The 13,535-nt window shown below is 41.3% G+C and carries 9 protein-coding genes, 1 other RNA gene and 1 CRISPR repeat array (1 of these 11 cut by a window edge); of the genes, 3 read left to right on the top strand and 7 right to left on the bottom strand.

Features of this window, described 5'->3' with window-relative positions; translation table 11 throughout:
- A CRISPR array of direct repeats spans positions 1 to 2,020; the repeat unit is 47 nt; unit sequence GTTGTGCAGTATCGAATGTAATCCAAAGAACGAAAGCAATTCACAAC; it begins 638 nt to the left of the window's first position.
- A gap of 297 nt (positions 2,021 to 2,317) precedes the next feature.
- The gene (locus GLV81_RS21090; protein ID WP_281350788.1) at positions 2,318 to 2,452 is read right to left on the bottom strand and encodes a hypothetical protein; all 135 of its coding nucleotides are present in this window, start codon (positions 2,450 to 2,452) and stop codon (positions 2,318 to 2,320) included.
- 87 nt (positions 2,453 to 2,539) lie between these two features.
- On the opposite strand from GLV81_RS21090, the gene GLV81_RS04935 reads away from it, so the two are divergent.
- The 3 genes from GLV81_RS04935 to GLV81_RS04945 all read left to right on the top strand — a co-directional run bounded on the left by GLV81_RS04935 (position 2,540) and on the right by GLV81_RS04945 (position 4,782).
- A complete protein-coding gene (locus GLV81_RS04935) occupies positions 2,540 to 3,400 on the top strand; it encodes a hypothetical protein (RefSeq protein WP_157477386.1) in 861 nt (286 codons plus the stop codon).
- Positions 3,401 to 3,590: 190 nt separating this feature from the next.
- A complete protein-coding gene (locus tag GLV81_RS04940) occupies positions 3,591 to 3,773 on the top strand; it encodes a hypothetical protein (protein ID WP_157477388.1) in 183 nt (60 codons plus the stop codon).
- Positions 3,751 to 4,782, top strand: coding sequence for a recombinase family protein (locus GLV81_RS04945; protein WP_157477390.1), 1,032 nt, complete (start codon positions 3,751 to 3,753; stop codon positions 4,780 to 4,782). The genes GLV81_RS04940 and GLV81_RS04945 overlap by 23 nt, the downstream gene beginning before the upstream one ends.
- 551 nt (positions 4,783 to 5,333) lie before the next feature.
- On the opposite strand, the gene ssrA is transcribed toward GLV81_RS04945, so the two are convergent.
- The 6 genes from ssrA to GLV81_RS04975 form a co-directional block, all read right to left on the bottom strand.
- Positions 5,334 to 5,707, bottom strand: a transfer-messenger RNA (tmRNA) gene (gene ssrA, locus GLV81_RS04950).
- 160 nt (positions 5,708 to 5,867) lie between these two features.
- Complete coding sequence (locus tag GLV81_RS19990) at positions 5,868 to 6,761, bottom strand: hypothetical protein (RefSeq protein WP_246186256.1); 894 nt, start codon at positions 6,759 to 6,761, stop codon at positions 5,868 to 5,870.
- Between the two features lie 243 nt (positions 6,762 to 7,004).
- On the bottom strand, positions 7,005 to 9,548 hold the full coding sequence (locus tag GLV81_RS04960) for a glycosyl hydrolase 115 family protein (RefSeq protein WP_157477392.1): 2,544 nt from the start codon (positions 9,546 to 9,548) through the stop codon (positions 7,005 to 7,007).
- Between the two features lie 5 nt (positions 9,549 to 9,553).
- Positions 9,554 to 11,086 (bottom strand): family 43 glycosylhydrolase, encoded by a 1,533-nt coding sequence (locus GLV81_RS04965; RefSeq protein ID WP_197428948.1) that lies wholly within the window; start codon positions 11,084 to 11,086, stop codon positions 9,554 to 9,556.
- A 162-nt stretch (positions 11,087 to 11,248) separates the two neighbouring features.
- The gene (locus GLV81_RS04970) at positions 11,249 to 11,959 is read right to left on the bottom strand and encodes a response regulator transcription factor (RefSeq protein ID WP_157477394.1); all 711 of its coding nucleotides are present in this window, start codon (positions 11,957 to 11,959) and stop codon (positions 11,249 to 11,251) included.
- A gap of 28 nt (positions 11,960 to 11,987) precedes the next feature.
- Positions 11,988 to 13,406, bottom strand: a complete 1,419-nt coding sequence (locus GLV81_RS04975; RefSeq protein WP_157477395.1) for a sensor histidine kinase — start codon at positions 13,404 to 13,406, stop codon at positions 11,988 to 11,990.
- Positions 13,407 to 13,535: the final 129 nt, after the last annotated feature.

Genomic DNA, 13,535 nt, shown 5'->3' on the forward strand with positions numbered 1-13,535 from the left:
CAAAGAACGAAAGCAATTCACAACGTTACTTGCTTGCTCTCCGGTAATGCTGCTGTTGTGCAGTATCGAATGTAATCCAAAGAACGAAAGCAATTCACAACCCAACTCCGATATACCTACGCATGTGTATGGTTGTGCAGTATCGAATGTAATCCAAAGAACGAAAGCAATTCACAACTGTACGGATATCCTCTTCAAAGTGAACAACGTTGTGCAGTATCGAATGTAATCCAAAGAACGAAAGCAATTCACAACATTCAAGGCGATCAACGTAAACGTAAACGGGTTGTGCAGTATCGAATGTAATCCAAAGAACGAAAGCAATTCACAACTATACACACAACTGCTTACACCGGGAATCGTTGTGCAGTATCGAATGTAATCCAAAGAACGAAAGCAATTCACAACGGTCGGGGCTAAAGTCCTGCAATTCTTCCAGTTGTGCAGTATCGAATGTAATCCAAAGAACGAAAGCAATTCACAACCATAGCAAACCCTTAGTTATGACCTGGAATGTTGTGCAGTATCGAATGTAATCCAAAGAACGAAAGCAATTCACAACCATAGCAAACCCTTAGTTATGACCTGGAATGTTGTGCAGTATCGAATGTAATCCAAAGAACGAAAGCAATTCACAACCATACCAACAACAACCCGCCGATAGTTCGGTTGTGTAGTATCGAATGTAATCCAAAGAGCGAAAGCAATTCACAACAAAATCTTGTGCATTGCTCACACTGAGCGTGTTGTGTAGTATCGAATGTAATCCAAAGAGCGAAAGCAATTCACAACACATCCAACGGCGAAAGGATAGACCCAAAAGTTGTGTAGTATCGAATGTAATCCAAAGAGCGAAAGCAATTCACAACTTCATGATGGGAATGGTGCAGAGTTGATTGTTGTGTAGTATCGAATGTAATCCAAAGAGCGAAAGCAATTCACAACTGCCATCTATGCGATACACTTCACTACGGGTTGTGTAGTATCGAATGTAATCCAAAGAGCGAAAGCAATTCACAACTACCCGGCATGATTGGTATTCAGGCTCAACGTTGTGTAGTATCGAATGTAATCCAAAGAGCGAAAGCAATTCACAACTATTTCAGATACTTGCTGCTGATTTTTTCGGTTGTGTAGTATCGAATGTAATCCAAAGAGCGAAAGCAATTCACAACTGGTTCAACTTACCACCCAATTCAAAAGCCGTTGTGTAGTATCGAATGTAATCCAAAGAACGAAAGCAATTCACAACTATGTGCCTGCTTTGCGGGTGCTGCCATCTGTTGTGTAGTATCGAATGTAATCCAAAGAACGAAAGCAATTCACAACTCCAGCACATGTACTTCGAGCATCCAGCGAGTTGTGTAGTATCGAATGTAATCCAAAGAACGAAAGCAATTCACAACGCATAGCCTTGTGCTTTAAAGACAGCGGACGTTGTGTAGTATCGAATGTAATCCAAAGAACGAAAGCAATTCACAACACAAGAGGAAGCCTTTCGCCTCATAGATAGTTGTGTAGTATCGAATGTAATCCAAAGAACGAAAGCAATTCACAACACAAGAGGAAGCCTTTCGCCTCATAGATAGTTGTGTAGTATCGAATGTAATCCAAAGAACGAAAGCAATTCACAACGGCGTTGCGCTGCTTTAACTTCACTTGCAGTTGTGTAGTATCGAATGTAATCCAAAGAACGAAAGCAATTCACAACTACTTGCAGTTCATACCCCCATGTGCTCCAGTTGTGTAGTATCGAATGTAATCCAAAGAACGAAAGCAATTCACAACGGCAGATCGAACTGAAAGCTGAAGCTGTGGGTTGTGTAGTATCGAATGTAATCCAAAGAACGAAAGCAATTCACAACCGGCATGCGTATCAGTGATGCCATGCTATTGGTTGTGTAGTATCGAATGTAATCCAAAGAACGAAAGCAATTCACAACTGGTGTTTCTTCAAATGCTATTTTGGCCATGTTGTGTAGTATCGAATGTAATCCAAAGAACGAAAGCAATTCATAATTATACATCAGAAGCTTGGTTGATTACAATCATTGATTCAAATGGATATAGAATTTATCAGTCGAGCCTTTTACAGCTTCTAAACCTAACCCCATCACCCAATATACTGGCTGATTAGTTGCCATATTTATCTGTTGGGTTTCATACACACTAAAATCATATGCCTCGTATTGTAGTATTTCTAACGTAGCGTACGGTTGGTTTAGTTCCTTAAGCCTTAACCATATCTTAAGCAGTATGTCTCTATTGTTTTTCAATTTCTGATAGAACGACTTGAAAACAGCCTGTCTCTCTTTTCTCAAATCATTGTTGAAATAGGTTTGGTGCTGCCGACAGCAGTAAAGCTGCCTTGCATCCTTTGGATAAAAGGATTCTTGGCAGAACGGACATTTTCGAGACGGATGTTGTCTTCTTTTTGTAATAAAACTTCCATGTGATAGAAAATGGATTGCAAATTTTTTTAGTAAAATGACTTATTAATATGCAAATTAGTATATTTGTTATATCAATATAACAAAAAATGCATTCTTTTTCATCCCTTCCAGATTGGTATCTGCATGAAAGCCAAGTAGATGCGCAGTCTTTAAATAGGTATGTGTCTGAGTTATATGCGCCCAGGTTTAGTGTTTCACAAATGGGCGTATCCCGTCAGGAACTTCTTTATTGGCGCCAAAAAGGCATTTTAGATAATCCAGATTTTCCTTCGGAAATAGGCAAACAAAAATCATGGGTCAAGGTGAATGTCTTTGATTTCTGTTGGATTCAGGTTGTAGTGGCGCTGAGGAAACTAAATGCTCCGCTTGAAACTATTGCCGCACTTAAATCGGAGGTAACCCGACAAACTGAGATGATCTTTACCGATGCATTTGTAAGTAGAATTATTACCGAAGCAACAAACCAAGCTGCATCAATAAATCCTCATGTTTTGCAGCATTTTGAAAAGGCTATCAATGAAAAGTTGGATGAAGTACTCAGTCAATTGAAAAGCACTTTATCCATTTTTAACCTGCTAGTTCTAAACATGTTGTCTAACAAAAAACCTTACTCATTACTCGTTCAGCCTAACGGGTCTTTTTTTGTATTGGATGTTTTGAATGGACCTGAATCTACAATGGTAGATGCTTATGTAGATTTTATACAAAATCCTTTCATCAGTATTCCGCTGTTACCAATAACTAAAGTATTCATTAATAACGCTGGCATAAAAAAGGCAGATGTTAAATGGCTGTTCAATCTTACAGATGCCGAGGTAACGCTGCTGGAATTGCTACAAAAGGAAGATATTCAAGAAGTTCGGGTAAGACTTAATAATAGGCGTAAAGGCGAAATCCTCATTGAAACTATCAAACAATTAGATCCAGCAGCATTTGAAAAAAAATGATGGGAATCTTAAAAAAAGGAAAGTTTCAGGACTTCAAGTTTTCTTCTGCTGATGGGCATTTGTTAGTGGTAGAAGAAACAACTAAGACAAAAATCAAGATATAGGATTATGGGTACTGAAAACATCAGACCTCGTATATGTTTTGTGGTAATACGGAATACCTCCGATTGCTGCTTCTACAGATATTCAAATGACTGTCAGTCAAGAAATTAAATCACTAGTAGCTGAAAAAGACTGTGAAATTGCAAGTGAGGATACACGATCTAAAACACAACAATTAACGGATGATCATCAAATTGAATTGTTTGCTAAAATTTTAGTAGATATCATTTTAAAAAATATGGCGAAAAATGAATCAGTCAAAAGCGAATGAACTGCTTAGTCAAGTAGGTAGAAAATCCAAAAGAAAGTCTATAGATCGGCTTGGTAAAGTTTGTGTATCATATAATAGGGTTTCGTCGAAGGATCAAATGGTTAATGGAAATAGCCTTTTTTGGCAAAATGAACGGATAGAAGAATTCGCTCAAAAGAATGGCTACCAAATTAAATCAAAGTATGGCGGCACTTTTGAGTCAGCCAAAACTGACGAGCGAAAAGAGTTCAAAAAAATGATTGCTGCTATTCAAAAGGATAGTAGTATTTCGACAATTCTAGTTTACAGCTATGATCGGTTTTCACGTTCTGGGTCGAATGGACTTTTCCTGTTGGAAAACCTTAAGAAACTTGGGGTTAGTGTTGTGTCGATAACACAGGAAATTGATTCCAGTACACCCACAGGTGAGTTTCAAGAAGGTCTATATATGCTTCTCAGCAAGCTAGACAACGACATGCGTAAGCAAAAATGCGCTGAAGGTATCAAGTCTATTTTACTGAAAGGATTCTGGCCTTTTGCAATTCCCACTGGTTATGAAAATCTTAATAAAAGGTGCACTGCGGATAAACATAAACTTGTGATTACTGAAGCAGGAAAACTCATTGCTGAGGCATTTAAATGGAAAGCAACTGGCAGATACACCAACCTTGAAATTCTCAACAGACTACAAAATGCAGGATTAAAATTGCGCCTTCGAAATCTCACGAACATCTTTTCAAATCCCTTTTACTGCGGATACATTATCTCAGGCGCTATACATGGAGAAGTCATCAGAGGGCACCATCCGCCTATAGTAGACGAGGAAACGTTTTTAAGGGCTAATGCGATTTTTAAAAGACACCCACTAAGTGGTATTCCCAAGCAGGTAAAAAATGACGCACTGCCGCTAAAAGTGTTTTTAAAAGATGAGAAATCCGGATGTCAGTTTACCGGGTACATGAACAAGAAACGAAAAATCCATTATTACAAGGTTAGACAGTATGGAGTTGGTGTAAACGATACGAGCTGACCTTGTACATGAGCAATTCATAAAATTCCTTCAATCATTTGAATTCAATCCTACCATTAAATCAAAGCTGGAAAATCTTCTTATTCAAGAGTTTTCGAAAGTTCTTTCTTCTCAGAATCAAGAACTAAGTATGCTCAAAAAGCAAATCACAGAGCTAAAGCAGCAAATAGAAATTTTAGAAGAACGGTTTGTTTTGGGCCAGATTTCGGCTGAACAATTTGAAAAATTTAAACTCAAGTATTCACAGCAACTTAGAGAAATCGAGAAAAGTGCCCCCGACTTTGATTCCAGTAGTTCGAACTTAGAAAACGCTGTTTCTGCTAGCCTTAAACTAGCTCAAAACCTAAGCCAGGTATGGGTTTCAGCCGATTATGTAGGCAAGCAGCAACTACAATATTTGTTATTTCCTGATGGAGCGTTATACAACAAGGAAAAAAACCGAGTTCGAACTTTTTCGACCAACACTATATTTCGTGAAATCCCAATAAAATCAAGGGTTTTGGATAAAAAACAAAAGGGCAATCCTGAATCGGATTACCCTTTTGGCAGTCAGGTGGAGCTGCAGGGAGTCGAACCCTGGTCCAAACAAAATCGCCAAACGCTTTCTACATGCTTATTTCATGATTCGTTGTCGGGAATAAACAGGACCTGAACCTACCAATCTATTCCTTAGCTGTATGAGTCTTAAGCCATCGTCACAGCCTTCGATGGCAGCAACCTGTGTTTGTTTTTGAGTCGGCGGCGGCGCATGGTAACAGGTCAACCTGCACGGCGGCCCTAATGACTGGCTAATCTCCGATTAGGCAGCCATGGCATACTGTGTATTGCCATTTGAATTTTGAATATTCAGATTATCGAGCTAATTATCCAACGCTCGGCATGCTTACACGTTCAAAGATCTTTGCTGTCAAAACCGGTCAGCCCCGTAGATCAATCAAAAACAAATGATGTACTTGTAATTCGATTGTCTTCTGGCTGCAAATATATCTCATCAAAAGTTCTGCAGCTATAGATTAACGAATTCTGTTAAGAAGAGGAATCTTGCCATTCTCGAAAAAGACTAAGTTTCTAATGAAGTTGCAATTTTAAATTTCTGCTGTTGCAGCCGGAATCTTCGACATGTCCATATAGAAAAGCTCCCAAGTATGGCCATCGAAATCGACCAGTGTTCGCTGCAGCATAAAGCCATAGTTGCGTGGTTCATGCGGCTCTGTTCCGCCTGCCTGCAGTCCTTTGGTCATCAGTGTATGTACTTCATCTTCGCTGCTGAGCGAAAGCGAATACAAACCTGCTATTGCAGCTTTTGTATCGGCAATTGGTTTGGTGGCAAAAGAGGCAAACTTTTGATGCGATAATAGCATCAGGTAAATGCTATCGCTCCACAGCATACATTTCCCTTGTTCGTCGGAAAATTGCGGATTGTTGGTAAAACCCAATGCGCTGTACAACGCCATCGATTTTTCCGGATCCTGCACGGGCAAATTGATAAAAATCTGTTTGGTCATATTGTTTGGTGTTTGATGACGGGTATCTGCAACCTGCGGGGTTGGTTCCTGGCTGGCAGGCGCTGCTGCTTGTTCGGATGGTTTTTCCAGCTGTTTGTAGAAGTGCCTTGCTGCCCACCAGCACAGCCAAATGGCGGAAAAAGCGAGTAGCCCTTTGAGATTCCACTGTACATCTTCCGGATCGTAACGACCGTGTATACGGGCATGCAATAATTGGTTGGAGTAGGCTTGGCTGTATTCTATTGCAATGCCAAACAGATAGAGTGCCACAAGTATGAGTACGTGCCGCCACAACTTTGCTTTTGCAAATAGGATATTCAAAAAAGCAGCAGCTAAAAAGTAAAAGCTGGTATGCAGTTCTTTGTCGATATGCCGGAATACAGAAGGCAGCTTTACCATAAAGCCGACAATAGCTATGGCAAAGCAAAAAATAGCCAATAGGATGCGTTGTGTGCTATTGAAACGTAAAGGCATGAGTGGATCCGATTTTACAAGGAAAATACTATTTGTTCAGCTTGAATGGTATAAATAATGCATGAAGTTCATGTCCTGTAAGACATGCCAGTACTCGTTGCCTGTTTCGCCGTTCAACGGGGTTATTGCTTCCTTCTTGAACGACTCACAACTGTGATCACTTTTAATGCTTTGTCAGTTATAAAGCCAGAGGACTTCTCACTAAAAAACTTATGAAATACTTTGACCCGAATATATCCGCTATCAGTTATTACGAACATCCACCTTGCTTAAAGCCAATCCTGTATCTAACAAATAAATCCGCACTTTCGTTATACCTTTATTTGTGATATGCAATGGCAAAGTCGATTCAGAATATCCTCTCAGTATATCTGTCTTCCATCGTTTGTCTTCCTGTGGATTATCAATATCAACAAATTGTATGGCAGCATCATTGATGGAAATGGCCATACCGAGATTTCTTCCTTTATGAATGGCATGAGTGGGCAAGCATTTTAATACCAATTCGTATTCGCCGGGATTTACAGATAATTCATATTCCACATACGGTGCTTTGCCGTATTCATCTTTTTTGAATGATGCACCGGTAAAGGGATAACGGGAAATGCTTTTCCCACCGGTACCCAATCCGTTTATACTGATAATCTTTTCTGTAGCAATTTCATTTTTGTTTTTAAAAGCTGTTGCTGGAATGCTCAATAGTGAAGCTTGACCCGTTTGCACACCAAATGAATCAACGGTTCTGTCTAAGTATCTTCTGTCGTAGACTACGGATTTATTGACGCTGCCCTCCAGCACTTCTGGTGCAGCAACAACTGGCATACCAAACACCGCAAGATTACGTGGCATATCGCTGATGATACCGTTCCACTTTCCATTTTCAATACCGGTGTTGTAATGATGTGTCAATCGTTTTATTTCATCATACGCTTGCTTCGACTTGAATGAAAATTCTTTTGCATGTAATGGAAATTCATGACTCATCTGGGCATAAATAATTTTCTGATTGATGAGTGATGCCCCTTTTACAGGGTATTCAATCAATTCAAAAAAAGCATTTAGCTGGTTTACTGGTATTTGTTTTTTCAATGCAGCGGTACGTTGATACAACTTTGTATAAGCGGCTAGTCGTACTGCTCTTGCAGCTGGTACAAATGTGAGCATACGCATAAACTCAGGCTTTGCTTCCTGTGCCAAACGATAGTATTCATTTTTGATGGCCGCCATTTCAGGCGCTAATGTCTTTCCAAAATGCTGCGTTACCCAATGCAATACATACTCCTGTGCTTTTTCGGGAGTCCATGCGTTGATGTCCCAGGCAAGATCCAGGAAGAACTGTGTTTCGAGTTCAGCAGGTTTTATATCGCCAACATTCACTACCCACAAGCGTTTTGCACCAAACTGGTAAGCCTTTGTCATTTCATAGGCAATTAATGATGGTGCTGTGGAAGCAAGCCATGTATAATCATGCGGGCCACCCAAATAGGAAAGATGATAATATACGCCACTGCCACCACTGCGTTGCTGTTCGGCCGGTGTACTCAACTGACGGATATAGCCAAAGTTTTCATCGGGCCAAATGATGGTTATATCATCGGGCAACTTCATGCCTCTGCGGTATAGGCTCAACACTTCTTTATAAGGCACAAAAATCTGTGGCAGCATTTCCGCAGGACGCTTGAAATTAGTCTGCAAAATGCCACGTTGATCGGTTATGATATTCTCCAATAGTTTTACTTTTTCATCCGGGTCTTTCGGGCCGGGCATGCCACCATCATGCACACCACGCATACCAATGGTTACTACAGATTCATAGTTTACCGCTTCTTTGATGCGGTCGTCCCAATACTTGTATATCTCATCTTTATTGATATCGTATCGCCATTCACCTGGTTTTTTGTTGTACTCTTCCTCAAAGGTTTGTTCCCATTCACACACATTGTTGCGCAGCATGGGTTCGCAATGACTGCCACCAATGGCAATGGCATAATCATCGGCCACCTTCGGATTTTGTTTGTAATAGTAAAATGCTTTCGTACTGTCGTGCATGGCCGGCCATATATAGTTCGCTTTTAAACGCAGTAGCAGTTCAAATACTTTTGCATATGTTTTCGGACCAATATTCTGAACATCCGTATCCATGGTTCGTTTCGCCCATGGAAACAATCCCCAGTCTTCATCATTAATAAAAATACCACGATACTTCACCGAAGGTTCTTTGGAAACATAGCTACCTGAAACGTACAATTGTTTCTTCTTTTGTGGTGTTGCATCGGCCCACCAAACCCAAGGTGAAACGCCCAGCATTCTCGATAAATGAAAAATACCAAAAGCCGTGCCTCTTCTGTCGCTGCCTGCTATGATGAGTGCCTGTGCTGTACCGGGAAACGGCTGCTGAATAGTCGTGATGGTAAAGCATTCCCATTTTCCTTGTATGGCTGTTACGTTCAATCGCTTTGATGCTACAAGAGCATCAATCCATTTATTGTGACCGATAGTGCCGGCAATCACCGTGTATTTACCTGTTGGTTCATGTTGCATGTCAGGTTCTATACCTGTCAGCAATGCAATATCGTTACAAAACGCTTTAGCAGCTATTTGCACCACACGGGCATCGGCAGTGTCTGTGAGTATTTTGGCTGATCTACCAGATGCCAGCAGCGGAAAACTATTGGCTGTCGTTTGTTCGGAAATGCGCAGTCCGGTTTGCTGTGCTGCAGCTGGTAGCAATAACAGCATGATGGCAGTAAATGTCAATACATGCATCCTCAAGGTGAGCTGTTTCATAGTTATTACTTTTCTTGTACAAACGCTACATCATCGATGTGGCAATAGGCAAGAGCATTGGCTTTTATGTAAAAACCAATATCTGCTTGTCCATTTTTTACCAGCACATTATTCAGGGTTACCCTGTGCCATGTTTCGGTGTGGCTGTGCAGGGGCAGGCGATAGGTTTGCTGATTGCTTGTGGCAAACAGTTCCAGTTTTTCTATACCGGCGCTGTATTTTGCCATTGCAGAAAAAGTATAACGTCCATTGGGCAGGGGCACATGATATGTGCTGCTGATTGTTTGGTACACTTTTCTTTCAAATGCCGTTTTATCACTCATGCTCAAGCTTCGTTCCCCTGTTACCATGTGTCTTTCTGCCGTTGTATTGGCATGATTCAGTATTGGTGAAATTGATGTATCAAGACTGATATTGTTGCCTTGCAATACTTCGCTATGCCAGCCGGTGAGCTGTTGCTGCACTGGTTTTACCAAACTGGGTATTGCTTTTCTGTCAGCTTCAAAACTGGGATTAAGTGCGTAATTGTTGAGCGGATTTACTTTCCAAACTCCCGTTGATGCATTCAGGTCCCATGCATGCAATGAATGAAAAATGGGCACACTGTCTTCGAAGGAAAGCGGCACCCATTGGTTATAGCCAAGACCATTGCCGGCAAAATTGGCCCAGCGATCGCCGCAATACAAAATGCTGGTTTGCTTACTGCCATGGATGCTTACAAAAAAGCCCGTTTGCGACACGTGTGCATAGTCGAATTCGCAACCTTTCATTACCTGCATGTTGTTGACGGGTGTGTAGGGACCACGAATATCATTCGCCATCAGGTAATAGGCATACGAAGCATCCCAGCCATAAATGTTGGAGGCTGCCATGTAGTAACGACCGTTGTATTGAAACATGCAATTGCCTTCACGGCTTTCACCTTCAAACACCTTGGTGCAATCGAGTAAACCAACCTGACCATTGACTACTCCAATTTCAGAAACATAGATTTTGTTTCTGCCTTTACCATAAGAATATACGAGAAATGATTTGCCGGTATTTTCGTCGGTAAATACAGTTTGGTCGCCAGTATTGCTGGTACCAATCATAGATTGCATGTTGATTTTTCGATGCCATGTAAACGGTCCCGTTGGTTGTTTGCTCACAGCAATCAATACTTCGGAACCATGCTGCACCAGCATGGCATATTGTTGTGTTTCGGGCAGGTAAGCGACGCCCAATCGGCCCACCCAGGTATTACGGCCATCCTTTAGTACTTCACTTTTGCTGAGTACATTGGCTTCAAAATTCCAGTGCACTAAGTCGGTTGACGAATAGCATGTGACAGCTTCAAATGTGCATTGATTAAAAGTATTGGTAGGATTATTTCGAAAACTGTCTGCTTCTGCATAGTGTACACCGTACCAATAATATTTTTCTTCACCAGTTGCGTTGGCAAAACGGAAAATACCACCACCTTGACTATTGATGGGTTTGCCATCATTGGTGTACCAAAATCGGTCGTTTTGGATAGTTGCAAATTGAGCATGTATCAAGCTGCTAGGCAGCAGGAATGTACAAGCTAGCAAAACTGCAAACCTTGCTGAATAAAAGTGCGAATGAAGTATAGGCAAATACTGCATACAATCGTTGTTGTGCTGTGGAAAGTACAACGATTGTCAGGCGGGGCTGTCCTGCTGCATCATGCGAAGCGTTGCTTACGCTTCCTCTTCTTTGATATTGAAAATGTAACCTGCACCGTACACATTGCTCAGCGTTATTTTTTCTGACTTAGACACAATTTTGCGTAGCCGGGAAATGAATACATCGAGGCTGCGGCCCAGGAAATAATCGTTTTCGCCCCAAATGCGCACCAGTATTTCTTCTTTGCGAATGCGTTTGTTTTTGTGCTGGTAAAAGTATTCCAGCAACTCCGCTTCGCGGTTGGTGAGCTTTGTTATTTTTTTGTCTGGTGGCGTTACGGTGAGTTGTTCGCGGTTGTACAGCAAATCGCCAATCATGAACACTGATGTTTGTGGCTTGGTGGCCACATGGCCCGAAGTCATTTTCATGATGTTCTTGAGCTTGAGGGCCAACTCATCAATGTCGAACGGCTTACAGATATAATCAGCAGCTCCGATTTTTAATCCGGTAAGGCGATCCTTCTTTTCGGTACGGGCCGTCAGGAAAACAAAAGGCAAATGTTCATTGATGGTTTGAATATTTTCTGCCAGTTCAAAACCACTTTTTTGTGGCATTTGTACATCAAGCAGGCAAATGCCATAATGATCGTAGTTGTCGCGAAAAGCTTTCAGCGCATTTTTTGGATTGTCGTACCAATCAATATCGAAGCCCTTGGTTTCGAGGTATTGTTTCACCAAACTGCCCAGGTCTTGTTCGTCCTCCACAAATAATACTTTCTCTGGCATAGTGTGATTTTTTTGGGAATGGTTTGCGTTAGCTATCGCTGTTGGAATGTTTTGTTGCGATGGGTATGTAAATAATAAACTCTGTACCAATGTCTTTTTTGCTGTGTACTTCTACACTCCACTGGTGTGCATCTATACACTTTTTGGTATGGTACAATCCAAGGCCAATGCCAGGTTTGTTGCTGGATACCAACGATGGATTGCGGTAAAATTTTTGAAACATTCTTTTTTTTACTTTGCTGCTCATGCCGTCACCATTGTCTTTGATGCTGAGGGCAATGGTACTTGCATTTTTCAGGTAGGTGCTCACCAAAATTTCTTTTTCAGTCTTGTGATTGTATTTGACGCTGTTGTCGAGCATATTCAGCACGATAGACGTAAAATGTAGTTTGTCCAACAGAACCCGCTGCTCTCCACTGTGTGGCGAAAAAACGATGTGGGTGTTTTCTTCATCCACATTGATGCGGTAATCAGAAATGATTTCTTCCAGTTCATCGTTGAGCACATGCTCTTCCAGCTCTAAGCGAATGGGTTTTTCGCCACTGGTTTCTATTACTTGTTTTACCAGTACGGTCAAGCGTTCACTTTGCCGTTTAATAATGCTGCTGAGTGCATCAAGCTGCGGACTGCGGATTTGCTGGTTTTCGTTTTCGATGGTTTTGTTGGCAATAATGATGGTAGTGAGTGGTGTTTGAAATTCGTGGCTGATGGTGTTGATGAAATCTGATTTCATTTCACTTTCCTTTTTCTGCCGTACCCAGTTGGCAAACGTGAGAAAGTAAATGCTGAGCATGGCTACAATGGAAAACACTGACAGCGACGTTTGCGGCAATGTTTTTTTAAGGATATACGTAAGCCTGTCTGGCCGGTCGCAGTACAGCGAAAACTCCATGCGGTAGCTGTGTGCAATGGTAGAACTCACTTTAATATTGGACACCAGCGACTGTGGCGGATAGCTGCTGAGTGTACCACCAATTTTGGCGCCATAGTGTGCCAGATAAGGCACGGTGCTGTGCACATTGTCTGCGGTGTTGGTAAATAAGGGTACATACACATTGGCTTCCGGCGCTATAGACAAATGATTTACAAACAATGCATACTGCAGGTCCGGATTCATTTTATGTTGCGCTATCACTGCATCCAGCAGGGGTTGTATGTTGTTGGCTGCCGACAGGCGGATAAACATAGAATCGGTAATGCGCTTCGATAAATCGGCAAAGGCAGCTTTGTTGTGGCGGGATAAATATTCCAACGTGTCCAAATGCCGGTAAATAAAGCTATCGATGATGTGTACTGCACCAGGAAAAAGTTTATCGTTTACAATGCTTTCTTCATATGCCTTTTTAATGATTTTGGCTTCTTCTACATTGTATACTTTTTCTTCAAGCTTGTAAATGTTTTGGATGTGTATGAGCTTGCACCAAACACAAAATGCTGGTGCATACAATAGCAATGATTTTGTATAAAAAAATGCGGTCTCTTTTCATTTTGTGGATGCTGCTGCACAGCCTTACAAATTGGAAAGTAGAGAAATTATACTACCAGCCATAAAATCAAGCGGCGTTAAGTATTCATT

It is taken from the genome of Phnomibacter ginsenosidimutans (genome assembly GCF_009740285.1).
Classification (GTDB): Bacteria; Bacteroidota; Bacteroidia; order Chitinophagales; family Chitinophagaceae; genus Phnomibacter; species Phnomibacter ginsenosidimutans.

Bases quoted from the DNA above. Each gene is read 5' to 3' on its own strand.
- GLV81_RS21090 (WP_281350788.1), bottom strand. From the start codon at position 2,452: ATGGAAGTTTTATTACAAAAAGAAGACAACATCCGTCTCGAAAATGTC.
- GLV81_RS04935 (WP_157477386.1), top strand. From the start codon at position 2,540: ATGCATTCTTTTTCATCCCTTCCAGATTGGTATCTGCATGAAAGCCAA.
- GLV81_RS04940 (WP_157477388.1), top strand. From the start codon at position 3,591: ATGACTGTCAGTCAAGAAATTAAATCACTAGTAGCTGAAAAAGACTGT.
- GLV81_RS04945 (WP_157477390.1), top strand. From the start codon at position 3,751: ATGAATCAGTCAAAAGCGAATGAACTGCTTAGTCAAGTAGGTAGAAAA.
- GLV81_RS19990 (WP_246186256.1), bottom strand. From the start codon at position 6,761: ATGCCTTTACGTTTCAATAGCACACAACGCATCCTATTGGCTATTTTT.
- GLV81_RS04960 (WP_157477392.1), bottom strand. From the start codon at position 9,548: ATGAAACAGCTCACCTTGAGGATGCATGTATTGACATTTACTGCCATC.
- GLV81_RS04970 (WP_157477394.1), bottom strand. From the start codon at position 11,959: ATGCCAGAGAAAGTATTATTTGTGGAGGACGAACAAGACCTGGGCAGT.